The following is a 23,899-nucleotide window of genomic DNA, read 5'->3' on the forward strand; positions in this document are numbered from 1 at the left end:
GAGCGCGGCGCATGGCTGACATCAAGCTCACCCTCGTCGTCGCCTGCGCCCTGGTCGATACCGACAAGCGCGTGCTGATCGCGCAGCGCCCGGAAGGCAAGGCGCTCGCGGGCCTGTGGGAATTTCCCGGCGGCAAGGTCGAGCCCGGCGAACGGCCGGAGCAGACGCTGATCCGCGAACTGCATGAGGAGATCGGGATCGACGTCAGCGAGCCGTGCCTGGCGCCGCTGACCTTTGCGAGCTACGCCTATGACACGTTCCATCTGCTGATGCCGCTGTACATCTGCCGGCGCTGGGAAGGCCTGGTGATCGCGCGCGAAGGCCAGCAGCTGGCCTGGGTCCGCGCCAACAAGCTGCGCGACTACCCGATGCCGCCCGCGGACATTCCGCTGATCCCGCATCTGATTGATGTGTTGATGTGACGAGACGGCGTTCCCCGGATGCGGCGCAGCGCCCACCACGTCATTGCGAGCGCAGCGAAGCAATCCATGCCTCAACCCGGGGATAGATGGATTGCTTCGTCGCTTCGCTTCTCGCAATGACGAACGCAGAAGTCGATTTACTCCCCCTTACCCTTTTTCACCGCCGCCTCCAGGCTCGCCTTCGCCGAACCCGGCTTCAACGGCTGCTGCTGGCTCTCATGCGGCGCCCAGCCGGACAGCCAGATAACGTCGAAGGTCGCGCGGATGCGACCGTCCGCGTCGGCAAAACGTTCGCCGTAAATCTGCGCCATCCGCAGCATGGTGGCGCGGCGGGTCGGCGTGCGCCGCCGCTCGATCAGGACGTTGGTGGCGCCCATGCGCCGAAGATCCTGCATCAGCGAAAACGCACTGTCGTAGCGCACCACGACGCGATCGACGTCGGTGACCGGAAGCGCCAGCCCTGCGCGTTGCAGCAGCGCGCCGATATCGCGCAGATCGGCAAACGGCGCGACGTGCGGCGAGACCCCGCCTTCGCATTCGGCTTCCGCCGCGGCAAAGGATTGCCTGAGCTCCGTCAGCGTATCGCCGCCAATCGTCGCCGCCAGCAGCAGCCCGTCGGGTCTGAGCGCGCGACGGATCTGCGCCAGCACGCCCGGGAGATCGTTGACGAACTGGAGTGCGAGCGCCGAGACGGCGAGGTCGAGCGATTGCGGCTGCAGTGGGAGCGCTTCCGATTGATCGGGATCGATGCGGGTAATCGACTGGAAGCGATCAGTGACAGGTTTTTTCAGCAGTTCGCCCGGCGTCCAGATATCGGCAACATCGGCAAAATTCCGCGTCACCGCCTGCAGCCGTTCTTCAAAATCTTCCCTGACGCGATCGAGCAGGAACGTCGCCGGTCCGGTACGCCGCGCGCGTTCAACCCGCGCGTGCAACAGTGCGCGGTCGAACAGGATGGGCGCGGCGGTCGGGTTCGAGGCCATGCCGGTTGGTACGACGGTCAGCGGTCCATCTCAATCCCTCTTCATGACAAGGGCGGCTTCGTAAGCCTCCGGTCACGAGGTGAGCATCTTTCATAAAATTTGGGCGTGACCGCACGCTCGCGGCCAAGCTATGAATAAGCGTCAGGTTAGTGGCGCGACGGAGCATCAGACGATGATCACTTGTTACCTGAAGTACGAAATCAATCCGGACAAACTCGCCGAATTCGAAGCCTACGGCAGGATGTGGCTGCAACTGCTGCCGAGATTCGGCGGCATCCACCACGGATACTTCCTGCCGTCGGAAGGGGCGAGCGACGTTGCCCTCGGGATGTTCAGCTTCCCGAGCTTCGCGGCCTATGAACAGTATCGGAAAGACAGCGCCGGAGATCCGGACGTTCAGAAAGCACTCGCCTTCGCCAAGCAAACACGCTGCTTCATCCGCTTTGAGCGGTCGTTCTTCCGACCTGTGCTTCCGAAAGAGCCATAGGGACAGATAAGAACAGTCCATCGACTTGAGCGTTGCGCAGTACAGCGCTAGCCTCTTCCCATGGACGCCGAGGCATCACCACCACGCTCCATCACCAGCCACCTGCGCGGCGCGTTGAGCGCCTGCCGCGACGGGTTCGCGCATCTCCCAAAACTCGCGCTCGATATCGCGCTGCCGACGCTGTGCGTTTCCTGCCGCGAGCCGGTCGATGGCGAGGGCGTCTGCGCGGGGTGCTGGGCCAAACTGTCGTTCATCGCGCCACCGTTCTGTCCGCGGCTCGGCATCCCCTTTGTCTACGATCCAGGTCCGGAATTGCTGTCGATGGAGGCAATCGCCAGCCCACCGGCGTACCAGCGCGCCCGCGCCGCGGTGCGCTATGACGACGTCGCGCGCACACTGGTTCACTCGCTGAAATACCAGGACCGCACCGATCTGGCGCCCGCCATGGGCCGCTGGATGGCCCGCGCGGGCCAAGAATTGCTCGCAGACGCCGACGTGCTGGTGCCGGTTCCCCTGCACTGGCGGCGCGGCTGGAGCCGCCGCTACAACCAGTCCGGCGCGCTGGCGCGGGTGATTTCGCGCCAAAGCGGCGTAAAGCTGGCCTCCGAGGCGCTTCGCCGCATCCGCCCGACTCAACAGCAGATCGGGCTGTCCCGGCCGCAGCGCGCCAGCAACGTGCAGGGCGCCTTCAAGGTCGCTCCCGATCGCATGGCTGATATCCAGGGCCGTCGCATCGTCCTGATCGACGATGTCCTGACCTCAGGCGCTACGACGGACGCCTGCGCCCGCGTGCTGCCGCGCGCCAAGGCCGCGCAGGTCGACGTACTGGTATTCGCGCGGGTTGTGGACAGGCACCGGGCTCCCATATAATTCAAAGACTTGCCAAATCAGAGCACGCCATGACCGCCATTGAAATCTACACCCGCCCGGGCTGCGGCTATTGCACCGCTGCCAAATCGCTGCTGACGCGCAAGAACGCCGCGTTCACCGAATTGAGCATCGCGGCGGACCCGGCCTACCGCGAGCAGATGTACGAGCGCGCCGGCCACGGCACGACCTTTCCCCAGATCTTCATCGGCACAACCCATGTCGGCGGCTGTGACGAGCTTTACGCGCTGGATCGCGCGGGCAAGCTCGATGGCATGCTGGCGGGAGAAAAGGCCTCCTCATGAGCGCTGGCTCGACCTTTACCGCCGCCATGGTGCAGATGCGCACCGGGCTGTTGCCCGAACCGAGCCTCGAGCAGGGCAGCAGGCTGATCCGCGAGGCCGCCGCCCAAGGCGCCGATTACGTGCTCACGCCCGAGGTGAGCAACATGATGCAGCTGAACCGCAAGGCGCTGTTCGAACATCTCGCCTCCGAAGAAGACGATCGCTCGCTGAAAGCCTATCGCGAGCTCGCCGCGGAATTGAAGATCCATCTCCATATCGGCTCGCTGGCGCTGCGGTTTTCGCCGGAGCGCGCGGTCAACAGGTCCTTCTTGATCGGGCCGGACGGCAATGTGCTCGCCAGCTACGACAAGATCCATATGTTCGATATCGACCTGCCCGGCGGCGAGAGCTATCGCGAATCCGCCAATTACCAGCCGGGCGAGACGGCCGTGATCTCGGATCTGCCGTGGGGCCGCATCGGGCTGACGATCTGTTACGACGTGCGTTTTCCGGCGCTCTATCGCGCTTTGGCGGAAGCCGGCGCGTCGTTCCTCACGGTGCCGTCGGCCTTTACGCGAAAGACCGGCGAGGCGCATTGGCACACGCTGCTGCGCGCCCGCGCCATCGAGAACGGCTGTTTCGTGTTTGCCGCGGCGCAGGCCGGCATGCATGAGAACAAGCGCGAGACCTACGGCCATTCGCTGATCATCGCCCCCTGGGGCGAAATTCTCGCCGAAGGCGGCGTCGAACCCGGCGTGTTCCTGGCCGAGATCGATACCTCGAAGGTCGAGACGGCGCGGAAAACCGTGCCGTCGCTGCAGCACGGACGCCGCTTCGGCATCGCCGATCCCAAGGCCGGCCCCGAGCATCTGCACCTCGTCCGGGGTTCGGTATGATCCGCTACAACCTTCGCTGCGAGAAGGGCCACGCGTTCGAAAGCTGGTTTCAAAGCTCTGCGGCCTACGAAAGTCAGGAAAAGCGGAGACTGGTGAGCTGCCCCGCCTGCGGCTCGGTGAAGGTCGAGCGCGCCATCATGGCCCCGCAGATCGTCAGCAAGAAGGGCCGCGAGGTAGCCCCGCCTGCGCCGGCCGCACCTGCGGAAGTGACGGCATCATCGGAATCGACGCCGCTGCTGATGGCGCAGGAGCGCGAGCTTCGCGCCAAGCTGAAGGAATTGCGCGATCACATCGTGAAGAATGCCGACAATGTCGGCGAGCGCTTCCCCAACGAGGCGCGCAAGATGCACTACGGCGATATCGAGCATCGCCCGATCTACGGCGAAGCCTCGGCCGACGAGGCGCGCGCGCTGATCGACGAAGGCGTCGAGGTGTCTCCGCTTCCAGTATTGCCGGACGACCGCAATTGATCGAGGGCCGATGAGCCCGGACACGTATCCATCCTGGTTGGTATGGGCCCTGCTCTCGGCCGGATTCGCGGCGTTGACTGCGATCTTCGCCAAGATCGGCGTCGAAGACATCAATTCCGATCTCGCCACCTTGATCCGCACCGTCGTCGTGCTCATCAGCCTGTCGCTGATCTTGTTTGCGACCGGCCAGTTCAACCAGACCGGACCGATCTCGACCAAAAGCTGGGCATTCCTTCTGCTGTCGGGCCTCGGCACCGGCGCGTCCTGGATCTGCTATTTCCGCGCGCTGAAACTCGGTCCGGCCACGCTGGTGGCACCGATCGACAAATTAAGCGTGGTGTTGGTGGCGCTGTTCGGCGCGGTGTTTCTCGGCGAACGGCCATCGCTCAATGGCTGGCTTGGTATCGCGCTGATCGCCACGGGCGCGGTGTTGATCGCTTTCAAGCGGTAACAACGGTCAGGACGAGGGCCGCATATGCGACACCCTCGGCAATGCCGGATCGAGACAATCCCAGTCGTGTCCGCGCGATGCGAACATCACGATCTCCGGCTTGAATCCGGAGGGATCATCCAGCGTGCCGACATAAACGCCAATCATGTCAGGCACGTTTCTCGGCTTGTTGTAGAGCGGCGAGCCACACTTGCCGCAAAACCCCTTTCGCTTCTCGTCCCCGCTGTCTGCGGTTCTCAGATTTTCGACGACATCGCCGGTGACCCGCATGGCGGCACGAGGAAACACCATGACGGACGCATGTCCCGCGCCGGTGTCCCTCTGGCAGTCGCGGCACTGACATTGGAAGCTTCGAACGGGCTCCGCTTCGATCTCGTAGCGGACCGCGCCGCAGGTGCAGCCGCCGGCGTATCCACTCATGCGAACCCTCCCATCTCCGGCCTGGAGAATGCTTAACCACGAGGTAAAGTATCTGGGCGAGGCCCGCGCTGTCAATAGATCGCGCATGCCAAGCTCGGCGCCAGCATTAAGCAAGTGAGCGCGCAAAGCTAGACGGCGATTAACAGCGCCACGCCGACCACGATCAAGACGATGCCGGACAGTTCCCGCGCCGACAGCGGCTGCTTGAACGAATAGTAAGACACCGCCTGCGCGAACAGCACTTCGACGAGCGCCAGCGTACGCACGTTCGCGGCCGCCGTCAGCGCGAACGCCAAAAACCAGAATTGCGAGGCGAACGCGCCCATGAAGCCTGCGAGCATCGAAGGCCGCCACAGTCCGAAAATCTTCATCAGTACGTCAGGCGCGCGGACGAGCAGATAAATCGTCAGCACCAGCGTCTGCACGAACAGGCCGAACACCAGCGTGTAGGACGCCGCCGTCACAAAGGATACGCCGGGCACGACAATGACCGCGCCGCGAAAGCCGACCGCCGACAGCGCGAATGCCGCGGCGGCGGCGAGGCCCAGCAACGTCGGCTTCAGATCCGCAAAGCCCTTCTCGGAGCCAGGTCGCAGCGCGGCAATGACCACGCCGGCGGTCGCGATCAGGATCGCGATCACCTTCAGCACCGTCAAATGGTCGCTGAGAAAGATGAAGCCGAAAATCGCGGTCTGGATCGCTTCGGTCTTCAGATAAGCCGTCGTAACCACGAACGAGCGGTCATTCATCGCAAGTAGCATCATGCCTGTGCCGACGATCTGGCTCAGCGCGCCGAGCAGCAGCCATGGCCAGAACGCGGCCGTCGGCCACGGTATGGGGTCGCCGGTTACAGCGATGACAGCCACGAAGAAAATGATCGAGAAAGGAAAGCCGAACAGGAAGCGGATATTGGTCGCGCCCCAGGTCCCGAGCGGCCCCGTCAACGACCGCTGCATCGCATTGCGGGCGACCTGGCCCAGCGCAGCGATGATGGTAAAGGGAATCCAGAGCGTGGCGACGGAGAGCATGGAAAATACCGGCGGGAAGCTGGCGCACCGTGCCGGGTGGGATGCGCCAGGTCAACAGGACCAGCGTCATGACAGGATTGCGATTAAGCCGAAATTCTCTCGTCGTCCCTGCGTGCGCAGGGACGACACCGGTTATGTAGCTAAGATGCCGGGATCAACTATGCCCCCTCCGCCACCACCATGTAGTTGACGTCCATGTCGGACGAGATGCTCCATCGGTCGGCGAGCGGGTTATAGACCACGCCGGCCTGCTCGGTGATGGCGAGCTTGTTGTTCGAGAGATGTTGCGCGAGTTCGTCGGGGGTGACGAACTTGTCCCACTGGTGGGTCCCGCGCGGCAGCCAGCGCAGCACATATTCCGCACCGACGATCGCGAGCGCAAAACTCTTCCAGTTGCGGTTCAGTGTCGAGACCACCATCAACCCGCCCGGCTTGACCACTGCCGCGCAGCGGGCGAGGAATGCGCCGACATCGGTGACATGCTCGATCACTTCCATCGCCAGCACGACATCGAAGCGCTCGCGCAAATCCATCTCCTCGACGGTGGTGCAGCGATAGTCGATCGACAGATGTCCCTTGTCGGCATGCAGCCTGGCGGCGGCGATGTTGGTCGCGGACGGATCGATCCCGATCACCTGCGCGCCAAGCCGCGTGAACGGCTCGCACAGCAGGCCTGCGCCGCAACCGATATCGAGGATGCGCAGGCCCGACAGGCAACTCAGGCTCTTGGCGTTGCGATCGAACTTGCGGCAGGCGGCGTCGCGGATATAGGCGAGCCGCAGCGGATTGATCTTGTGCAGCGGGGCCATCTTGCCCTTGGGGTCCCACCACTCGTCCGACAATTTTGAAAATTTTGCGACTTCGGCCGGGTCAACGGTCGAGCCCGTGGCGGAGAAACCGCCGGCGGAGGAATTTTGCTGCATGGCCATGATTTAAGTGCCAACCGGTCGTGTCGTGATGGCATTACGAAACGCCAGCGGCGACGCAATGGTGGAAATGGTTTCCTTACCTTCGCCGACGCCCATGATCGTGACGTTGCCGTAGTTCATGATGCGGCCGATGATACTCTGGTTGACGTCGACGCTCTCGACCTTGTCGAGGCTCATCTCGAAGGTACGCCGCTTGATGAAGCCGGTCTTGTGGACGATCCGCATGTTGGTGACATCGGTCTCGGTGGTCCAGCGATGGAACCAGGCGGTCAGGCTCCAGTACAAGGCGGCAAGCCCGACGACTGCGGCGAACGCCAGGCAGACCAGCATCAGAACGTCGGTGCCGACCATGCGCGACAGCACCAGGAAAACGACCGCAACGATCCAGGCCCCGATGGCCGGCAGATAAAACATCCAATGCGCGTTGGTCGAATACAGCACCTTCTCGCCAGGCTGCAGGATTTCGTCGATATACCGGCCCATACGCCTGCCCTGAATTAACCCGCTACTACAGCCATTTGCGTCATTTTTGGGCCGAAAACGAAGCTGGTTGCTTGCTCCGGACCGCGCCGCTATGTATACGCCGCTTTCGGCCCGGGCGCTCCACTTTCCGTGCGGGTCACCTTACTTATCCTCACAGGGAATGCACGCGTCGTCATGGGCCGCCTCGTGATGAAATTCGGCGGCACGTCCGTCGCCAATATCGACCGAATCCGCAACGTCGCGCGTCACGTCAAGCGCGAAGTCGACGCCGGACACGATGTCGCCGTTGTCGTATCGGCCATGTCCGGCAAGACCAACGAGCTCGTGGACTGGTGCCGCGACGCCTCGCCGCTGCATGATGCGCGCGAATATGACGCTGTGGTGGCATCCGGCGAACAGGTGACCTCGGGTCTGCTCGCGATCGTGCTGCAGGGCATCGGCATCCAGGCGCGCTCCTGGCAGGGCTGGCAGATCCCGATCAAGACCTCCGACGCCCACGCCTCGGCGCGGATTCTCGAGATCGACGGCACGGAGATCATGAACCGTTTCGCCGATCGCAAGGAAGTCGCCGTCATTGCCGGCTTCCAGGGCATCAACCCGCAGAACAACCGCATCACCACGCTCGGGCGCGGCGGGTCGGACACCTCGGCGGTGGCGATTGCGGCGGCGATTCGCGCCGACCGCTGCGACATCTATACTGACGTCGATGGCGTCTACACCACCGATCCGCGGGTGGTTCCCAAGGCGCGGCGGCTCGACAAGATCGCCTTCGAGGATATGCTGGAACTGGCCTCGCTGGGCGCCAAGGTCCTGCAGGTGCGCTCGGTGGAACTCGGCATGGTGCACAACATGCCGGTGTTCGTCCGTTCCAGCTTCGACAAGCCCGAGGATATCGACCCGCATGGCACGCCGCCGGGTACGCTGATCTGCAGCGAGGAGGAAATCATGGAAAGCCACGTCGTCACCGGCATCGCCTTCACCAAGGACGAAGCCCAGATTTCGCTGCGCCAGATCGAGGACAAGCCCGGCGTGGCCGCCGCGATCTTCGGGCCGCTGGCGGACGCCAACATCAATGTCGACATGATCGTCCAGAACGTCTCCGAGGACGGCAAGACCACCGACCTCACCTTCACCGTTCCGGCCTCCGACTATAACCGCGCCCGCGACACCATCACCTCGTCGAAGGCCAAGATCGGCTATGTCAGGCTCGACAGCGCCACCGACGTGTCGAAGGTCTCGGTGATCGGCAGCGGCATGCGCAGCCATGCCGGCGTCGCGGCAAAGGCGTTCAAGGCGCTGTCCGAGCGCAATATCAACATCCGCGCCATTACCACCTCCGAGATCAAGTTTTCGGTGCTGATCGACGCCGCCTACACCGAACTTGCGGTGCGCACGCTGCACACGCTCTACGGGCTCGACCAAGCTTAGAACGATTTTCTCTCAAATCTAGCGCATGGTCTGATCGCCAAACCGGCGGCGTTTTGGCAGATCATGCGCTTCGCTAGCGCAGCATCGGCGCTGACACACACGTTATTGGTTCTGGCAGGCGTTTTGCTTGGCAAAACAAGCCTCGATTGGCTATACGGCCTGTGAGGTGGGTTGCCGCAAACTGCGCCACGGTTTTGGCGATCCCGATTCGGCCGGGATCAGGGTGCCTGCGGCCGCGCCGAATGAATAAAATTGTTGTTTTTCGTGCGTTTCACGCCAGCCGCCGGCTACCCGGCGGTCTGGATTCGCGGGGGAGGATACCAGCACATGCGGAGCGCGTCGGGAGGCCCCCGCGTCTTGTTGAGACGGCTCCGCGAAACCATGGCGGAGCAGGTCTCGGCGCAGGAGCGCCTGGACAAGATCGTGGTGCTGATCGCGGCCAACATGGTGGCCGAGGTCTGCTCCTGTTATGTGCTGCGTATCGATAACACGCTCGAACTTTACGCCACCGAAGGTCTGAACCGCGACGCCGTCCACCGGACGGTGCTGAACGCGCATGAGGGCCTGGTCGGCCTGGTGTCCAGCGAGGCGAGCCCGCTCAACCTCTCGGACGCGCAAAGCCATCCGGCGTTCTCGTTCCGGCCTGAGACCGGCGAAGAAATCTACCATTCGTTCCTCGGCGTGCCGATCCTGCGGGCCGGCAATACGCTTGGCGTGCTGGTGGTCCAGAACCGCGCCAAACGCACCTATGTCGAGGAAGAGGTCGAGGCGCTGCAGACCACCGCCATGGTGCTGGCGGAAATGATCGCCTCCGGCGAACTGGCGGCGCTGGCGCAGCCCGGTGCCGAACCGGCGGCGCGGCATTCCCTGCATAAGACCGGCGCCATCCTCTCCGACGGCATCGCGCTCGGCCATGTCGTGCTGCACGAGCCGCGCGTCGTCATTACCAACTACATCGCCGAAGACCTGCCGAAGGAAATCAAGAAGCTGGATGCGGCGCTGACCAAGCTGCGCGCCGACCTCGACCGCATGCTGGAGCGCGGCGACGTCGCCGAGGGCGGCGAGCATCGCGAGGTGCTGGAAGCCTACCGCATGTTCGCCAACGACCACGGCTGGTCGCACAAATTGCACGAGGCAGTCGCCACCGGCCTCACCGCCGAAGCCGCCGTCGAACGTGTGCAGTCCGACACCCGCGCGCGCATGCTGCGCTCGACCGATCCTTATCTGCGCGACCGCCTGCACGATCTGGAAGACCTCGGCCATCGCCTGATGCGGCAACTGGTGGGGCAGGATCACGCGCCGTCGCGCGAACAGTTGCCTGAGAACGCCATCCTGATCGCCCGCGCGATGGGCCCTGCCGCCCTGCTCGATTACGATCGCAAGCGGCTGCGCGGCCTGGTGCTGGAGGAAGGCACCGCCAATTCCCACGTCTCGATCGTGGCGCGCGCGCTCGGCATTCCCGCCGTCGGCGAGGTGCCGAACGCTCCCGGCATCGCCGATCCCGGTGACGCCATCATCGTCGACGGCACGTCGGGCTCGATTTATGTCCGCCCCTCGGCAGAGATCGAATCGGCCTATGCCGAGCGGGTGCGGTTTCGCGCGCGGCGGCAGGCGCAGTATGCCGCGCTGCGTGACATGCCCTGCGTCACCAAGGACGGCCAGCCGGTCGAACTGATGATCAATGCGGGCCTCGTGATCGACCTGCCGCATATCGACGATACCGGCAGCGCCGGCATCGGGCTGTTCCGCACCGAGTTGCAGTTCATGGTCGGCCAGAGCCTGCCGCGCAGTTCCGACCAGCTCGCGCTCTATCGCACCGTGCTGGACGCCGCCGGCGCCAAGCCGGTGACGTTCCGCACCCTCGATATCGGCGGCGACAAGGCGCTGCCCTATATGGAGACCGTGGTCGAGGAAAATCCCGCGCTCGGCTGGCGGGCGATCCGGCTCGGGCTGGACCGGCCGGGACTGTTGCGCGGCCAGATCCGCGCGCTGCTGCGGGCCGGCGGCGGCCGCGCGCTGAAGATCATGTTCCCGATGATTTCCGATGTTGCCGAATTCGACCAGGCCAAGGCGATCGTCGAGCGCGAGCTGACCTATTTGCGCCAGCACGGCCATGCGCTGCCGGAACGGATCGACGTCGGCACCATGGTGGAGGTGCCGGCACTGCTCTATCAGCTCGACGAACTCCTGAAGAAGGTCGATTTCGTTTCGGTCGGATCGAACGACCTGTTCCAGTTCATGTTCGCGGTCGACCGTGGCAACGCCAAGGTTTCCGAACGGTTCGACACCATGTCGGCGCCGATCATGCGGGCGCTGCGCGACATCGTGCGCAAGGCGCAGGCGGCGAAGAAGACGGCATCGCTATGCGGCGAGATGGCCTCCAAGCCGCTCGGCGCGCTGGCGCTGATCGCGCTCGGCTACCGCTCATTGTCGTTGTCCGCCACCGGCCACGGCCCGGTGAAGGCGATGATCCTGGACCTCGACGCCAGGAAGGCCGAGGCTGTCATCATGCCGCTGATCGACGCGCCGGCCGGAAGCGTGTCAATCCGGAAGAAATTGACGGAATTCGCGGAAGCCGAGGGGCTGTCGTTGTAGCGAGGCTCTGTCCCGACAACTCAGCCGTCCGCATCCGCCTCTCGAGAACCACGCCATGCTACCTGAAGCCAAACTCGATATCCTGCTCGCCCACCACGCCTCGCTGGAAGCCGAGCTGCTGGGCCAGCTGAATTCCGAAAAATACGTCCAGATCACGCGCGAACTCGCCGAGCTCAATCCGCTCATCGATGCGGTGAAGGATTATCGCGCGGCGCGGGCCGAGATTGCGGGCGCCGAACAGCTGTTGGCGGATTCCGCCACCGATCCCGAAATGCGCGGCATGGCCGAAGCCGAACTCGAAACGCTGCAGGCGCGGGTCGCCGAACTGGAGCAGAAGATTCGCGTGGCGCTGCTGCCCAAGGACGCCATGGACGACCGCAACGTGGTGCTGGAAATCCGCGCCGGCACCGGCGGCGACGAAGCCTCGCTGTTCGCCGGCGACCTGTTCCGGATGTACGAGCGGTTTGCCGCGTTGCAGGGCTGGAAGGTCGAGGTGATCTCGGCCTCCGAAGGCACCATGGGCGGCTACAAGGAAATCGTCGCGGAAGTGCAGGGTCGCGGCGCGTTTGCAAAACTGAAATTCGAATCCGGCGTGCACCGCGTGCAGCGCGTGCCCGACACCGAGACGCAGGGACGCATTCACACGTCAGCGGCCACCGTCGCCGTGCTGCCCGAGGTCGAGGATGTCGACGTCGACATCAAGAACGACGATTTGCGGATCGAGACCATGCGCGCGCAGGGCGCCGGCGGCCAGCACGTCAATAAGACCGAATCAGCGATCCGCATCACGCACATCCCGACCGGCATCGTCGTCATGATGCAGGACAGCCGCTCGCAACACAAAAACCGCGCCTCCGCGATGAACATCCTGCGCTCGCGCATCTATGACGCCGAACAGCAGCGCGTCGACGCGGCGCGCTCCGCCGACCGCAAGGAAAAGGTCGGCTCCGGCGACCGAAGCGAGCGCATCCGCACCTACAATTTCCCGCAAGGCCGCGTGACCGACCACCGCATCAACCTGACGCTCTACAAATTGCCGCAGGTGATTTCGGGCGAGGCGCTGGGTGAACTAACCGACGCGCTGACCACCGAACACCAGGCCGCCCAGCTTGCAGCGCAAGGCGCGGCGGCGTGAGGACGATTCTCGCTGTCGTCCCTGCGAACGCAGGGACCCATAGCCACCGGCGTTCTTTGTTACTCAAGATGCCAACCCACACCGCCCAAATCGAAAGGCCGCGGGGCCGCGATGAGCGCAATTGCGCTCACGCTCGGGGTCCCTGCGTTCGCAGGGACGACGCGTGGAGGGATTTGCGCGAGGACGCCGCATGACCGATTTCGTCGGCCAGACCGTCGAGACCGCGCGGCGCACTCTTACCACGCAATTCAAATCCGCCAGCATCGAATCCGCTGAACTCGACGCGCGGATTCTGACGGGCCATGCGCTTGGCCTCGATCTGACCGGCTTGATCTCGGCCGCGCAGCGTCAGCTCGCCCCGGACGAATCGGCATGCCTCGCGGAATTCGCCCGCCGCCGCCTCGTGGGAGAGCCGGTCGCGCGCATTCTAGGCGAGAAGGAGTTTTGGGGGCTGCCCTTGCGACTCTCGTCCGCAACGCTGGTGCCGCGGCCGGATACCGAGACAGTGGTCGAACTGGCGCTGGAACTGCTGCGCGCTGGCGGAGGCCTCGATCGTCCCTTGCGCATCGCCGATCTCGGCACCGGCTCCGGCGCGATCCTGCTGGCGCTGTTGTCCGAGTTGCCGGCGGCGCAGGGTTTCGGGACCGACATTTCGGAGGGCGCCTTGCATACGGCCTCGGCCAACGCGGCGCGCACAGGCCTCTTGGAGCGCGCGACGTTCGTCGCCTGCGATTACGCCAGCGGGCTGACCGGCCCGTTCGATCTGATCATCTCGAATCCCCCCTATATCCGCTCGGCGGACATCGATGGCCTGGCGACGGAGGTGCGGAACCACGATCCGCTGGCCGCGCTCGATGGCGGTGCCGATGGGCTGGACGCCTACCGCGCGCTGATTCCCCAGGCGGCCGGCCTCCTGGCGCCGGGGGGCTGTCTTGTTGTGGAAGCCGGGCAAGGCCAAAGCGGCCCAATCGAAGCATTCATGACGAACGCGGGGTTAACGCCCGCAACCGCCCCCAAAGCCGATCTGGCAGGCATTCCGAGGGCCGTCGCGGGCCACAAAATGGCCCGATAAAGTCCTTTTGGAACGCAAAAAAACCCCTTGGAATATTCCCCGGGAGCGACTACGTTCCGGCCACAACATCGGTCCAGGGTTACTGGCCCCGTAAGGCGATGCGGGTGAGGCCAGAGTTCTCGAAACGAGAGCCCGCCGGATGAAAGGTTCCTAAAGCAGGTCGAATTGAGCGCAATAGCTGGAGCTGTGCTGCTCTCGACCGTAAAGCGAACGAAAGCCTGATATTGCGCTTGAAGACTTACGCAACAGCTGGTTCCGCGAAGCCGTCACGCAAGACGATTAAGCTGGCTTTGGCAGGCTGAATGATTTGGTCCGGCAGGCGAATGTACGCCGCCGGTTGGGGAACGCGTCTTTGTTGAACGCGATGGTTGGCGAAATCGACGACATGAATCTGAACGGCATCGTGATTCGGTGCGCGCGAGCGTGCGCCGGGTCGGATCAGGCTACGACGGCAACTGCATAACTTCAGGGCTGGAATAAAGGCGAGACATGAGAAACGGTCAGAACAACAAGCGGATGCGTAACCGGAATAATAATAACAACAACAATAGCAGCAACAATAATAACCGGCGCGGTCAAAACCCGATGACCCGGGTGTTCGAATCGAACGGACCCGATATCAAGATCCGCGGCACCGCCTCACATGTCGCCGAAAAATACGTTCAGCTGGCGCGGGACGCGCGCTCTTCCGGCGATCCGGTCGCGGCCGAGAACTACTACCAGCACGCCGAACACTATTTTCGCTTGATCGCAGCCGCGCAGGAGCAGTTCCGGCAGAACCAGCCGCAGCCCCGCGTCGACAACGAAACGCAGCCGACGGCGGAAGACGGCGAGGACGACGGCGAGAGTTTTTCGCATTTCGGCCAGGAACCGGGCTTCGTCCCGCAGCAGCCGCAGCCCTACATCCGCGACAACAACCCGCGCGAACAGCGCGGTGACGGCCAGCCCTACCGCGACCAGCAGCCGCGCGAACACCATCGCGAACGCGAGCATCGTCCGCAGCCGCAATATCAGCCGCAACCCCAGCCGCAGCCGGTGATTGCGGATACCGGCGGTGTCGATCGCCTGCCCTCCTTCATCACCGGCCCGCAGCCGCAGGTGAATGGCGCGCCCGGCGGATATGAAGAGGGTCGTGGTGGCGGCGAACGTTTCCCGCGCCGGCGCCGCCGGCCGCATGGTCCGCGCCCCGAAGGCATGGCCGCGCCTGCCGGGCCCAGCGAAGATTTCAATCCGGGGAATGAGTAGGTAGTTCACTCACAATCGTCGTCCCTGCGAACGCAGGGACCCATACGCCGCGGCCTTGATTTGAGGCACGCGGATGGACGATCGTTGCAAATAACTACTGACGTGGTTATGGGTCCCCGCGTTCGCGGGGAGGACAAACCGAGAGATTACGCTTTATCTCTTGTCGCCGTCGACGACGGCACCAGCACCGGCTCCAGCGATGGAATTAGCCGCGTGCGTTCACGGCCCGCGGGGATCGCGCGATAGACCTGCTTGGTCGCCTCCACGATATGGACGCCCGCGAACGGCAGCGACAGCGCAGCGCCAACGCGCTCCCACGCCATGGCCGAGCGCAAAAACCAGCTGTTGCCGACCGGCGGCAGGAACAGCGCCTCGCCCCATGACGCCGGCGTGAACCAGGTCTGCCGCAGCAATTGCGTGATCTGCGCGCGCGAATAGGGCCGGCCGTGACCGAACGGCGTCGTGTCGGTTCGCGTCCACACGCCGCGCCGGTTCGGGATCACCGCGATCAGCCGCCCGGACGGCGCCAGCACGCGCCACACCTCGCGCAGCAGGCGCTCCGGATCGTCGGACATTTCCAGCGCGTGGACCAGCAGGATCCGGTCCACCGCGGCGTCCGGCAGCGGCATTGAGAATTCGTCGATCAGGGTCGCCAGTGCGGGGCGCGCGGTCGGCCATTTCAACACGCCCTGCGCCGCCGGCATGAAGGCGATGCAGCGTTCGGAATCCTCGCGAAACAGGCCGAGATACGGCGTCGGGTAGCCGAGCCCGAGCACACGCTGCCCGGCCGCGTCTGGCCACCGCGCCCGGATGCCACGATTGATCAACTGCCGCGCCACAATACCGAGGCGCTGCGAATAGAAATCGCGGAGATCGATGACGTCGATGGTCATGGGCACAATCTACCACACCGTGTTTGATTGCGGCGCGCCGAAAATGGCATTGCCGCGCAAGCGTTAACGCCATATTTCTAGGGAGATCATGGGGCTGAAAGCCTTAACCACGGAGCTATCATGGCCGCGGAAATTCGTACCTTCACCTGCCTCAGCGACAATTTCGGCTATTTGATCCACGATCCCGCGACGAAGGCCACCGCATCGATCGACGCGCCGGAAGCCGGCCCGATCATCAAGGCGCTGGAGCGCGAAGGCTGGACGCTGACGGATATTCTCGTCACCCACCACCATCACGACCATGTCGGCGGCGTGGCCGAGCTGAAGCAGAAGTATAATTGCCGGGTCGTCGCCCCCAATGACAAGTCCACCAAGATCGCCAATGTCGACCTGCGCGCCATCAATGGCGATGTGATCAAGGTAGGCAGCCTGCTGGCGCGGGTGCTGGAAACGCCCGGCCATACGCTCGACCATATCTCCTACGTGTTCGACAATGAAAAGGCGGTGTTCGCCGCCGACACGCTGTTCTCGATCGGCTGCGGCCGGGTGTTCGAGGGCACCTATCCGATGATGTGGGATTCGCTGTTGAAGTTGCGCGCGCTGCCGGACGATTTCAAACTCTATTGCGGCCATGAGTATACGGCGTCGAACGTGAAGTTCGCGCTCACGGTCGACGGCGACAATCCCGCGCTGAAGGCGCGCGCGGAAGAAGTGACGCGGCTGCGCGCCGAGAACAGGCCGACGATCCCGGTGCTGCTGGGCGAGGAAAAGAAAGCCAATGTGTTCCTGCGCGCCGACGAGCCGTCGGTGGCGGCAAACCTGCACATGAAGGGCGCCAGCGCCGAAAAAGTGTTCGGCGAGTTGCGCGAACGCAAGAACAAGTCCTGATGGCGCTGTCGAAAGAGGCCGCCGACATCATCGCGCGGCTCGAGCTGAAGCCGCATCCGGAAGGCGGGCATTATCGCGAGACGTTTCGCGACAAGCGCGCTGATGCCAACGGACGGTCATGCGCGACCGCAATCTATTTCCTGCTGGCGCGCGGCGAGCGCTCGCACTGGCACCGCATCGATGCGGTCGAGGTCTGGCATTATTACGCCGGCGCACCGCTGATCCTGCAGATCGCCCATGAGGGCTGCACCCGGCACACGGTCAGGCTCGGCCCTGACGTGGCTGGCGGCGAACGGCCGCAGGCGATAGTGCCCGCGGATGCGTGGCAAGCCGCCGAGAGCACCGGTGACTGGACGCTGGTCGGGTGCACGGTGGCACCGGCATTCGAATTTGCGAATTTTGAGCTGGCACCGAAGGGCTGGGAGCCGACGTGATTTCGTAGGGCGGGCAAAGCGCAGCGTGCCCACCACTCAAACGTGCACGTGTAGATAGATGGTGGGCACGCTTCGCTTTGCCCACCCTACTTCCTCCACACCATATCCTTCGCCGCAATCAATCCACCACCGGCGATCAGGATCGCGGCAATCGCGATCGTGGCGGTCGGCTGCGCGAAGCCCGCCAGAATCAGAAACGCCGTCGACAGCAACGGCGTCGCGTAGGAAGCTGCACCGAGCACGCGGATGTCGCCGCGTTTCATGCCGATGTCCCAGACAAAGAACGCGGCTCCGACAGGGCCGACGCCGAGTGCGATGATGGCAAGCCACTGCCCCGTCGTCTCCGGCCACACCGTGGTCTCGACGATGCCGTGGACCAGCGCGGCCAGCACCGCCGTCGCGAGACAAAAGCCCGCCACCGCATCGGTTGGCACCGCCTTGAGCTTGCGCGACATCACCGAATAGCCCGCCCACACAAAGGCAGCGACGAAGGCTGCGGCGAGGCCCGGAATCTGACCGGGCGCAAAGCTCGCGCCATTGCCGGCAAACAGCAACACGGTGCCGGCAAGCCCGAGCAACGCACCGATGATGTGATGCCGCGCCAATCGCTCGCCCGGTAATAGCGAGGAGAACAGCACGATCAACAGCGGCCAGAGATAATTCAACAGCCCCGCTTCCGCCGGCGGCGCGAAGCGCAGCGCGAGGAAATACAGCGCGTGATAGCCGAACAGGCCGCCGACGCCGACGACCCAGGCGACCAGCGGCTGCTTCAAGGCACCAAAGGCGGAAGGCCGGAACAGGAAGCTGGCGAATGCGACCAGCGCGCCGATCGCAAATGTCATCGCGGCGAGCTGGAACGCCGGAATCTTTCCGGTCGCAACCGTAAGGACCGAGAGCAGCGACCACATCAGGATCGCGGTCAGTCCGATCAGGGTAGCGGTACGGGGAGTCATGATTTCGTCATTGCGAGCGAAGCGAAGCAATCCATCTTCGTTACATAGCGGAATTGGATTGCTTCGTCGCTATCCGCCTTCGCTCGTTGAGCTACGGCGGACAAGCCGCTCCTCGCGATGACGAGAAAAGATCAGGTCATGTACTGGCCGCCATTGATCGTCATCGTCGAGCCGGTGATCCCACCCGCCTCGTCGGCGGCGAGGAACAGCACGGCGCGGGCGATTTCCTCGGGTTCGCCGAGACGGTTGACCGGGATCAGCGGCAGGATGCTCTTCTCGAGCACCTCCTTCGGCACCGCCTGAACCATCTCGGTGTTGATGTAGCCGGGGCAGATCGCGTTCACGGTGATGCCGCCCTTGGCGTTCTCCAGCGCGAGCGCCTTGGTGAAGCCGATGTCGCCGGCCTTGGCCGCAGAATAGTTGACCTGGCCGAACTGGCCCTTCTGGCCGTTGATCGAGGAGATGTTGATGACGCGGCCGAATTTGCGGGCGCGCATGCCCTCGATCACCTGGCGCGTCATGTTGAACAGCGAGCCGAGATTGGTGTTGATGACCGCGTTCCATTGATCGAGCGTCATCTTGTGGAAGGCGCCGTCCTTGGTGATGCCGGCATTGTTGATCAGGACGTCGACCGGGCCGAGATCGGCTTCGACCTGCTTGACGCCGGCCGCGCAGGCGTCGAACGAGCTGACGTCCCATTTGTAGACGGGGATGCCGGTCTCCGATTTGAATTTTTCGGCGGCGGCGTCATTACCGGCGTAGCTCGCCGCAACCTTGTAGCCCGCAGCCTTCAGCGTTTTGCTGATCGACGCGCCAATGCCCCGCGTACCCCCCGTAACCAATGCAACACGTGCCATGCGTAGTCCTCCTTGGTGGTCTTCTTTATAAGCCGGAATTGTCCCGGTCTTTTGACGAAGCTCAGCCTTAGGTTCGAAGCGTTGTTGAAAACGCTTGCAGAGATGAAAATGCCCGGCGCGAGACCGGGCATTTCATCTTTACCAATTCGAGATCGGGTTGCTAGATGATCTTTTCATCATTCAACCAGTCACTCTGCCTTTAGTTCAATCGCGTGCGATGCACATGGCGATGCCCATGCCGCCGCCGATGCACAGCGTAGCGAGGCCCTTCTTGGCATCGCGCTTCTGCATCTCGTGCAGCAGCGTCACCAGCACGCGCGCGCCGGACGCGCCGACAGGGTGGCCGATCGCGATCGCGCCGCCATTGACGTTGACCTTGCCGGTATCCCAGCCGAGATCCTTGTTCACCGCGCAGGCCTGCGCCGCGAACGCTTCGTTGGCCTCGATCAAATCGAGATCGGCGATGTTCCAGCCGGCCTTCTTCAGCGCGGCGCGGGAAGCCGGGATCGGCCCGGTGCCCATGATCTTGGGATCGACGCCGGCCTGGCCCCACGACACGATGCGGCCGAGCACCTTCTTGCCTTCCTTGGCGGCCTGCCTGGCGGTCATCAACACCACCACGCCGGCGCCGTCATTAATACCGGATGCGCTGCCGGCGGTGACAGTGCCGTCCTTCTCGAAGGCGGGCTTCAGCTTCGCCATCGCATCGATGGTCGCGCCGTGACGCGGATACTCATCGGTATCCACGATGATGTCGCCCTTGCGGGACTTGATGGTGACGGGGACGATCTCGTCCTTGAACTTGCCGGCCTTCTGCGCCGCCTCGGCCTTGTTCTGCGAGGCAACGGCAAACTCGTCCTGCTGCGCGCGGGTGATCTGGTACTGCCGTGCGACGTTCTCGGCGGTGTTGCCCATGTGGTAGCCGTTGAAGGCGTCCCACAGGCCGTCCTTGATCATGGTGTCGACCAGTTCGAGGCCGCCCATCTTGACGCCGCCGCGCAGATATTGCGCGTGCGGGGCCATGCTCATGGATTCCTGGCCGCCGGCGACCACGATTTCGGAATCGCCGTTGAGCAGCGCCTGATAGCCGAGCGCGACCGTGCGCAGGCCTGAACCGCAGAGCTGGTTGACACCCCAGGCTGGGCTCTCCACCGGAATGCCGGCGGCGATCGAGGCCTGGCGGGCCGGGTTCTGGCCCTGGGCGGCGGTCAGGATCTGGCCCATGATGACTTCGGAGACGCGGCCTGGCTCGATGCCCGCCCGCTCCAGCGCGGCCTTGATGGCGATGGCGCCGAGGTCATGCGCCGGGGTGGTGGCGAACGCGCCGTTGAAGCTGCCGACCGGGGTGCGGGCGGCGCTGACGATGACGACATCGTCTGACATGGGCATCTCCTTATTGGGGTTTCTTGGGCTTGAGGTTCTTGGACGGCAAGCGGCCGGATGGCGTGCCTGTCTCTCACCTCATCCTGTTAACCTCGTTGACCCATGTCAATCGGCCAGCGCGCAAAATCCTGCCGCGGCGCATTCAAATTGATCCCCATGAGGGTTTCCATAGCAGCGTCCATGCCTTGGAATTAACCGTGCCGCACAAAACGGTAGCCGAACCGCATTGAAAATGCTTACTTTGCTGCGTTGCGTTGCTCGTCTGCCCGTCGGCCATGCCGTCGGGTTCCCGCTCTCGGTGTATTGTGTGAGCTTATGGCAAAGTCAGACCAACCTACGACCATCAAGAAATACGCCAACCGGCGGCTCTATAATACCGGCACCAGCACCTATGTGACGCTCGAAGATCTCGCGGCGATGGTGAAGGATGGCGAGGATTTTCTCGTCTACGACGCCAAGACCGGCGACGACATCACCCGCTCGGTGCTGGCGCAAATCATTTTCGAACAGGAAAACAAGGCCGGACAGAATTTGTTGCCGACCACTTTCCTGCGCCAGTTGATCCGCTTCTACGGCGACAGCATGCAGATGGTGGTGCCGAAATATCTGGAGCAGTCGATCGACACGCTGACGCGCGAGCAGGAAAAATTCCGCAAGCAGCTCACCAACACCTTCAGCGGCACGCCGTTCGCGCCGCTCGAGGAACATGTCCGCCGCAACATGGAATTGTTTCAGCAGACGTTCTCGATGTTCAAGCCGTTCGTGCCGCCGCGCCCCGGATCGACGTCGTCCGAGCCGGAGAAGATGCCGGAGCCGGTGCCTGACGAAGACAATATCGATGATCTTCGCCGCCAGATGAAGGACATGCAGGACCGGCTGGAGCGCATGTCGAAAGAGCCGAAGAAAGAAGAGTAGAACTCTTCGTCAAATCCCTCTCCGCTGTCGTCCCTGCGAACGCAGGGACCCATAACCCCCAGCGTTGATCGTTTAGCGAAGGCGTCTACCGGATTGCTTCATTGAAGGGCCGCGGCGTATGGGTCCCCGCGTTCGCGGGGACGACGGGCGGAGAGAGCTATCCCGCTGCAGGCAGCGCCGTATCACCTGACTTGTCACCCGTTACCGCCCACGGCCGTTCCGGCGAGGCCAGCCCGATCAGGCGGCCCTGGATGTAATCGCAGCCCCATTCGCGCAGCATCACGGCGGCTTCCTCGTCCTGCACCCACTCCGCCACCGTCTTGATCTGCAGTCGGCGCGCCAAGTCGATCAGCGTCTGCACAAAGGCGCGATCGTCCGCCGAACGTGCGATGTTCTGCACGAAGGCGCCGTCGATCTTCACGATGTCGACGCCGAGCTTGCGCAAGTTCCGGAATGAGGTGTAGCCGGCGCCGAAATCGTCGATCGCGATCTGGCTGCCGAAATTCTTCAGGCGGGTCACGAAGCCGCGGACATCGTCGATATCCTGGATCGCGACCGTTTCGGTGATTTCGACGATCAGCCGCTCGCCGGCGCCGGGATAGGCCAGCATCAAGGATTCGATTCCGGTCCACCAATCCGGGTCCATGGTGGTATCTGGCGAGATGTTGAGGCTGAGCCGCACATTCGGTGACGCCGCAAGTTCGGCGACGGCGAGTTCGAGCACGCGGTGGTCGACCAGCCGGATCAGTCCCAACCGCTCCGCCACGGGGACGATATCGGGCGCCAGCAGCGCCTGCCCATCCGCCTGCTCCATCCGCACCAGGCACTCGTAGAATGCTGGTTGCCGCGAGCGCGCCTCGACCACCGGCTCGAACGCGGCGACAATGCGGCGATCATTAAGAGCGGTGACGATCTCGTCGGTGACGCGGATGTTGACGCGGCGCTGGGCGTCGCGTTCGACATTCGGCTTCCACAGCGCGAACGATCCGGCGCGGCGGCGCTTGGCGCCGTCGAGCGTTTCCTGTGCGCGGTTGACGGCTTCATCGGCATTACGGGCATAGCGCGGGATGGTGATCGCGCCGATCGAGGCCGTCACCGAGACCGGGCCGGATTTGTTCGGGATCACCGCGTCGCGGATCCCTGCCAGGAAACGCTCGGCCGCGGTATTGGTGTCGTCGACGGTGCAATTCCTCAGGATCAGCCCGAATTTGTTGCCGGAGAACCGGCCGAGCACATCGCCGCCACGCAGCTTGGCGCGGATGCGCTTCCCGACCTCGGCGATCACGGCGTCCGCTACGTCGAAGCCAAAGGCGTCGTTGATACGCGCCAGATGATCGATGCCGATCAGCATGAAGGCTGAGGACGATCGCAGCCGCATGGTTTCTTCGATCGTTTCCGCCAGCGCGGCGACGAGATGCGTGCGATTGAGTTCACCGGTCAGCGGATCGTGCCGCGAAAGCCGCATGAGCTGTTCATCGCGGGCGTGGCGCTCGTTGTTGACACGGACAATGCCTTGCACGCGCACCGGCTTGCCGTCGGGCCCTGCAAACCAGCAACCGGTCTCCTCGATCCAGATCACGGGCGCGGAGGCCGCGGCCCGCACGCCATATTCGAGCCGGTAAGCGACGCCTTCGCTGCCCCGCGCTGGTCCCGATTGGGCGAGCGCCTCGGTCCGGACCGAACGGGAAGGCTCGATCAGCTTGGCGAAGGCGGCGCCGCTGGCCAGCGCCTCCGCCGGAATATCGGCGAAGACCGTGCCGGCATTGTCGCTCCAGGCGATGGTGTCCGCTGTCAGGTCCCAAAGGAAGGCCGCCTGACCTAGCGAGGCAAGGATGCTGGAGGCTTGCGGGACAGGAAGCATCGGAACGCCTCGATTCGGGACACCGCCGGGGTGATTCCATAGCCTTAAGGATAGTGGCGCGGTCGAACGCTAGGCTAGGCCAAGTTCATAAATAATCTGGAAACCACGTTTCAAAGACTTGCCGGGCCTGGCAGGAACGAAATAGGAGGAAACGGCATAGGCCTTGCGAGGTCAGATCGCAGTGGGGGCGTAACGTCCCAAAACGTGACAGTTTAGCCGGTTACGGTGTGCGATGCTGGATATCGATCGATCAGATGAAATTTTGGACGGCGAGTTCGTCAACCTCGACGAGCCGGCGCACACCGAACTGGTGCCGGTAACCCAGTCCGTGCCGTGGTCGCCGCCGAGGCGCACGCCGCGGCCTGATCCAACCTTCGTCGCCCAGTTGATCGCGACCGCCGACCAGGCGCCGCAAACCTGCCGTCTGCGGCGGGCTTCGCTTGCGGATGCGCAAACGGCCTATGTCGCCAGCCAGACCCGGCGGTCCGGCACCGGCTTCCGGACGCGGCAAATCATCTAG

26 protein-coding genes are annotated in these 23,899 nt (G+C 63.7%); 16 read left to right on the top strand and 10 right to left on the bottom strand.

What is annotated here, in order from left to right:
* Nucleotides 1-11: 11 nt before the first annotated feature.
* Nucleotides 12-422, top strand: a complete 411-nt coding sequence (locus ACPPVP_RS41785) for a (deoxy)nucleoside triphosphate pyrophosphohydrolase (protein WP_426529773.1) — start codon at nucleotides 12-14, stop codon at nucleotides 420-422.
* 137 nt (nucleotides 423-559) lie between these two features.
* On the opposite strand, the gene ACPPVP_RS41790 is transcribed toward ACPPVP_RS41785, so the two are convergent.
* A complete protein-coding gene (locus ACPPVP_RS41790; RefSeq protein ID WP_426529775.1) occupies nucleotides 560-1,405 on the bottom strand; it encodes a methyltransferase domain-containing protein in 846 nt (281 codons plus the stop codon).
* A 172-nt stretch (nucleotides 1,406-1,577) separates the two neighbouring features.
* Between ACPPVP_RS41790 and ACPPVP_RS41795 the strand changes: the two genes are divergently transcribed.
* Genes ACPPVP_RS41795 through ACPPVP_RS41820 form a run of 6 tightly spaced genes read left to right on the top strand, consistent with a single transcriptional unit; the run spans nucleotide 1,578 to nucleotide 4,860 of the window.
* The gene (locus tag ACPPVP_RS41795) at nucleotides 1,578-1,892 is read left to right on the top strand and encodes an NIPSNAP family protein (protein ID WP_426538350.1); all 315 of its coding nucleotides are present in this window, start codon (nucleotides 1,578-1,580) and stop codon (nucleotides 1,890-1,892) included.
* Between the two features lie 60 nt (nucleotides 1,893-1,952).
* Nucleotides 1,953-2,762, top strand: a complete 810-nt coding sequence (locus tag ACPPVP_RS41800) for a ComF family protein (protein ID WP_426529777.1) — start codon at nucleotides 1,953-1,955, stop codon at nucleotides 2,760-2,762.
* A 29-nt stretch (nucleotides 2,763-2,791) separates the two neighbouring features.
* Complete coding sequence (gene grxC / locus ACPPVP_RS41805; protein WP_426529779.1) at nucleotides 2,792-3,064, top strand: glutaredoxin 3; 273 nt, start codon at nucleotides 2,792-2,794, stop codon at nucleotides 3,062-3,064.
* Nucleotides 3,061-3,939, top strand: coding sequence for a carbon-nitrogen hydrolase family protein (locus tag ACPPVP_RS41810; RefSeq protein ID WP_426529781.1), 879 nt, complete (start codon nucleotides 3,061-3,063; stop codon nucleotides 3,937-3,939). The genes grxC and ACPPVP_RS41810 overlap by 4 nt, the downstream gene beginning before the upstream one ends.
* The gene (locus ACPPVP_RS41815; protein ID WP_426529783.1) at nucleotides 3,936-4,409 is read left to right on the top strand and encodes a DUF1178 family protein; all 474 of its coding nucleotides are present in this window, start codon (nucleotides 3,936-3,938) and stop codon (nucleotides 4,407-4,409) included. Before ACPPVP_RS41810 ends, ACPPVP_RS41815 begins: the two co-directional genes overlap by 4 nt.
* Before the next feature lie 10 nt (nucleotides 4,410-4,419).
* Nucleotides 4,420-4,860, top strand: a complete 441-nt coding sequence (locus tag ACPPVP_RS41820) for an EamA family transporter (protein WP_426529785.1) — start codon at nucleotides 4,420-4,422, stop codon at nucleotides 4,858-4,860.
* A gap of 6 nt (nucleotides 4,861-4,866) precedes the next feature.
* Here the strand turns inward: ACPPVP_RS41820 and ACPPVP_RS41825 are convergent, their stop codons facing one another.
* From ACPPVP_RS41825 to ACPPVP_RS41840, 4 genes are all read right to left on the bottom strand, one after another.
* On the bottom strand, nucleotides 4,867-5,280 hold the full coding sequence (locus ACPPVP_RS41825; protein ID WP_426529787.1) for a GFA family protein: 414 nt from the start codon (nucleotides 5,278-5,280) through the stop codon (nucleotides 4,867-4,869).
* Between the two features lie 128 nt (nucleotides 5,281-5,408).
* Nucleotides 5,409-6,308 (bottom strand): EamA/RhaT family transporter, encoded by a 900-nt coding sequence (locus ACPPVP_RS41830; RefSeq protein WP_426529789.1) that lies wholly within the window; start codon nucleotides 6,306-6,308, stop codon nucleotides 5,409-5,411.
* A gap of 158 nt (nucleotides 6,309-6,466) precedes the next feature.
* Nucleotides 6,467-7,237, bottom strand: coding sequence for a bifunctional 2-polyprenyl-6-hydroxyphenol methylase/3-demethylubiquinol 3-O-methyltransferase UbiG (ubiG, locus tag ACPPVP_RS41835; protein ID WP_426529791.1), 771 nt, complete (start codon nucleotides 7,235-7,237; stop codon nucleotides 6,467-6,469).
* A 3-nt stretch (nucleotides 7,238-7,240) separates the two neighbouring features.
* On the bottom strand, nucleotides 7,241-7,720 hold the full coding sequence (locus ACPPVP_RS41840) for a PH domain-containing protein (RefSeq protein ID WP_426529793.1): 480 nt from the start codon (nucleotides 7,718-7,720) through the stop codon (nucleotides 7,241-7,243).
* A 174-nt stretch (nucleotides 7,721-7,894) separates the two neighbouring features.
* Between ACPPVP_RS41840 and ACPPVP_RS41845 the strand changes: the two genes are divergently transcribed.
* From ACPPVP_RS41845 to ACPPVP_RS41865, 5 genes are all read left to right on the top strand, one after another.
* The gene (locus ACPPVP_RS41845) at nucleotides 7,895-9,148 is read left to right on the top strand and encodes an aspartate kinase (RefSeq protein ID WP_426529795.1); all 1,254 of its coding nucleotides are present in this window, start codon (nucleotides 7,895-7,897) and stop codon (nucleotides 9,146-9,148) included.
* Nucleotides 9,149-9,475: 327 nt separating this feature from the next.
* Nucleotides 9,476-11,743: a phosphoenolpyruvate--protein phosphotransferase gene (ptsP, locus tag ACPPVP_RS41850; RefSeq protein ID WP_426529797.1), complete on the top strand. Its 2,268-nt coding sequence runs from the start codon at nucleotides 9,476-9,478 to the stop codon at nucleotides 11,741-11,743.
* Between the two features lie 55 nt (nucleotides 11,744-11,798).
* Entirely contained in the window at nucleotides 11,799-12,878 is a 1,080-nt protein-coding gene (gene prfA / locus ACPPVP_RS41855; RefSeq protein WP_426529799.1) for a peptide chain release factor 1, read from the top strand.
* Between the two features lie 190 nt (nucleotides 12,879-13,068).
* Nucleotides 13,069-13,950, top strand: coding sequence for a peptide chain release factor N(5)-glutamine methyltransferase (gene prmC, locus ACPPVP_RS41860; protein WP_426529801.1), 882 nt, complete (start codon nucleotides 13,069-13,071; stop codon nucleotides 13,948-13,950).
* Between the two features lie 489 nt (nucleotides 13,951-14,439).
* On the top strand, nucleotides 14,440-15,195 hold the full coding sequence (locus tag ACPPVP_RS41865; RefSeq protein WP_426529803.1) for a DUF4167 domain-containing protein: 756 nt from the start codon (nucleotides 14,440-14,442) through the stop codon (nucleotides 15,193-15,195).
* 146 nt (nucleotides 15,196-15,341) lie between these two features.
* Here ACPPVP_RS41865 and ACPPVP_RS41870 read toward each other — a convergent pair whose 3' ends face one another.
* Complete coding sequence (locus ACPPVP_RS41870; protein ID WP_426529804.1) at nucleotides 15,342-16,088, bottom strand: methyltransferase domain-containing protein; 747 nt, start codon at nucleotides 16,086-16,088, stop codon at nucleotides 15,342-15,344.
* Between the two features lie 120 nt (nucleotides 16,089-16,208).
* Between ACPPVP_RS41870 and gloB the strand changes: the two genes are divergently transcribed.
* Nucleotides 16,209-16,976: a hydroxyacylglutathione hydrolase gene (gene gloB / locus ACPPVP_RS41875; RefSeq protein WP_426529805.1), complete on the top strand. Its 768-nt coding sequence runs from the start codon at nucleotides 16,209-16,211 to the stop codon at nucleotides 16,974-16,976.
* Nucleotides 16,976-17,410, top strand: coding sequence for a cupin domain-containing protein (locus ACPPVP_RS41880; protein ID WP_426529807.1), 435 nt, complete (start codon nucleotides 16,976-16,978; stop codon nucleotides 17,408-17,410). Before gloB ends, ACPPVP_RS41880 begins: the two co-directional genes overlap by 1 nt.
* Nucleotides 17,411-17,496: 86 nt before the next feature.
* Here the strand turns inward: ACPPVP_RS41880 and ACPPVP_RS41885 are convergent, their stop codons facing one another.
* The 3 genes from ACPPVP_RS41885 to ACPPVP_RS41895 all read right to left on the bottom strand — a co-directional run bounded on the left by ACPPVP_RS41885 (nucleotide 17,497) and on the right by ACPPVP_RS41895 (nucleotide 20,603).
* Nucleotides 17,497-18,363, bottom strand: a complete 867-nt coding sequence (locus tag ACPPVP_RS41885) for a DMT family transporter (protein WP_426529809.1) — start codon at nucleotides 18,361-18,363, stop codon at nucleotides 17,497-17,499.
* A gap of 131 nt (nucleotides 18,364-18,494) precedes the next feature.
* Entirely contained in the window at nucleotides 18,495-19,220 is a 726-nt protein-coding gene (phbB, locus tag ACPPVP_RS41890) for an acetoacetyl-CoA reductase (protein ID WP_426529811.1), read from the bottom strand.
* Nucleotides 19,221-19,424: 204 nt separating this feature from the next.
* Complete coding sequence (locus ACPPVP_RS41895; protein ID WP_426529813.1) at nucleotides 19,425-20,603, bottom strand: acetyl-CoA C-acetyltransferase; 1,179 nt, start codon at nucleotides 20,601-20,603, stop codon at nucleotides 19,425-19,427.
* 315 nt (nucleotides 20,604-20,918) lie between these two features.
* Between ACPPVP_RS41895 and phaR the strand changes: the two genes are divergently transcribed.
* Entirely contained in the window at nucleotides 20,919-21,518 is a 600-nt protein-coding gene (phaR, locus tag ACPPVP_RS41900) for a polyhydroxyalkanoate synthesis repressor PhaR (protein ID WP_426529815.1), read from the top strand.
* 157 nt (nucleotides 21,519-21,675) lie between these two features.
* Here the strand turns inward: phaR and ACPPVP_RS41905 are convergent, their stop codons facing one another.
* Nucleotides 21,676-23,379: an EAL domain-containing protein gene (locus ACPPVP_RS41905; RefSeq protein ID WP_426529817.1), complete on the bottom strand. Its 1,704-nt coding sequence runs from the start codon at nucleotides 23,377-23,379 to the stop codon at nucleotides 21,676-21,678.
* Between the two features lie 232 nt (nucleotides 23,380-23,611).
* Here ACPPVP_RS41905 and ACPPVP_RS41910 point away from each other — a divergent pair, with 232 nt between their 5' ends.
* Nucleotides 23,612-23,899, top strand: coding sequence for a hypothetical protein (locus tag ACPPVP_RS41910; RefSeq protein WP_426529819.1), 288 nt, complete (start codon nucleotides 23,612-23,614; stop codon nucleotides 23,897-23,899).

The organism is Bradyrhizobium sp. McL0615, from assembly GCF_049993905.1.
Lineage (GTDB): Bacteria > Pseudomonadota > Alphaproteobacteria > Rhizobiales > Xanthobacteraceae > Bradyrhizobium.

Bases quoted from the DNA above. Each gene is read 5' to 3' on its own strand.
- phaR (WP_426529815.1), top strand. From the start codon at position 20,919: ATGGCAAAGTCAGACCAACCTACGACCATCAAGAAATACGCCAACCGG.
- ubiG (WP_426529791.1), bottom strand. From the start codon at position 7,237: ATGGCCATGCAGCAAAATTCCTCCGCCGGCGGTTTCTCCGCCACGGGC.
- prfA (WP_426529799.1), top strand. From the start codon at position 11,799: ATGCTACCTGAAGCCAAACTCGATATCCTGCTCGCCCACCACGCCTCG.
- ACPPVP_RS41840 (WP_426529793.1), bottom strand. From the start codon at position 7,720: ATGGGCCGGTATATCGACGAAATCCTGCAGCCTGGCGAGAAGGTGCTG.
- gloB (WP_426529805.1), top strand. From the start codon at position 16,209: ATGGCCGCGGAAATTCGTACCTTCACCTGCCTCAGCGACAATTTCGGC.
- ACPPVP_RS41880 (WP_426529807.1), top strand. From the start codon at position 16,976: ATGGCGCTGTCGAAAGAGGCCGCCGACATCATCGCGCGGCTCGAGCTG.
- grxC (WP_426529779.1), top strand. From the start codon at position 2,792: ATGACCGCCATTGAAATCTACACCCGCCCGGGCTGCGGCTATTGCACC.
- ACPPVP_RS41815 (WP_426529783.1), top strand. From the start codon at position 3,936: ATGATCCGCTACAACCTTCGCTGCGAGAAGGGCCACGCGTTCGAAAGC.
- prmC (WP_426529801.1), top strand. From the start codon at position 13,069: ATGACCGATTTCGTCGGCCAGACCGTCGAGACCGCGCGGCGCACTCTT.
- ACPPVP_RS41790 (WP_426529775.1), bottom strand. From the start codon at position 1,405: ATGGCCTCGAACCCGACCGCCGCGCCCATCCTGTTCGACCGCGCACTG.
- ACPPVP_RS41905 (WP_426529817.1), bottom strand. From the start codon at position 23,379: ATGCTTCCTGTCCCGCAAGCCTCCAGCATCCTTGCCTCGCTAGGTCAG.
- ACPPVP_RS41895 (WP_426529813.1), bottom strand. From the start codon at position 20,603: ATGTCAGACGATGTCGTCATCGTCAGCGCCGCCCGCACCCCGGTCGGC.
- ACPPVP_RS41845 (WP_426529795.1), top strand. From the start codon at position 7,895: ATGGGCCGCCTCGTGATGAAATTCGGCGGCACGTCCGTCGCCAATATC.
- ACPPVP_RS41865 (WP_426529803.1), top strand. From the start codon at position 14,440: ATGAGAAACGGTCAGAACAACAAGCGGATGCGTAACCGGAATAATAAT.
- ACPPVP_RS41885 (WP_426529809.1), bottom strand. From the start codon at position 18,363: ATGACTCCCCGTACCGCTACCCTGATCGGACTGACCGCGATCCTGATG.
- ACPPVP_RS41785 (WP_426529773.1), top strand. From the start codon at position 12: ATGGCTGACATCAAGCTCACCCTCGTCGTCGCCTGCGCCCTGGTCGAT.
- ACPPVP_RS41910 (WP_426529819.1), top strand. From the start codon at position 23,612: ATGCTGGATATCGATCGATCAGATGAAATTTTGGACGGCGAGTTCGTC.
- ACPPVP_RS41825 (WP_426529787.1), bottom strand. From the start codon at position 5,280: ATGAGTGGATACGCCGGCGGCTGCACCTGCGGCGCGGTCCGCTACGAG.
- ptsP (WP_426529797.1), top strand. From the start codon at position 9,476: ATGCGGAGCGCGTCGGGAGGCCCCCGCGTCTTGTTGAGACGGCTCCGC.
- ACPPVP_RS41795 (WP_426538350.1), top strand. From the start codon at position 1,578: ATGATCACTTGTTACCTGAAGTACGAAATCAATCCGGACAAACTCGCC.
- phbB (WP_426529811.1), bottom strand. From the start codon at position 19,220: ATGGCACGTGTTGCATTGGTTACGGGGGGTACGCGGGGCATTGGCGCG.
- ACPPVP_RS41810 (WP_426529781.1), top strand. From the start codon at position 3,061: ATGAGCGCTGGCTCGACCTTTACCGCCGCCATGGTGCAGATGCGCACC.
- ACPPVP_RS41820 (WP_426529785.1), top strand. From the start codon at position 4,420: ATGAGCCCGGACACGTATCCATCCTGGTTGGTATGGGCCCTGCTCTCG.
- ACPPVP_RS41830 (WP_426529789.1), bottom strand. From the start codon at position 6,308: ATGCTCTCCGTCGCCACGCTCTGGATTCCCTTTACCATCATCGCTGCG.
- ACPPVP_RS41800 (WP_426529777.1), top strand. From the start codon at position 1,953: ATGGACGCCGAGGCATCACCACCACGCTCCATCACCAGCCACCTGCGC.
- ACPPVP_RS41870 (WP_426529804.1), bottom strand. From the start codon at position 16,088: ATGACCATCGACGTCATCGATCTCCGCGATTTCTATTCGCAGCGCCTC.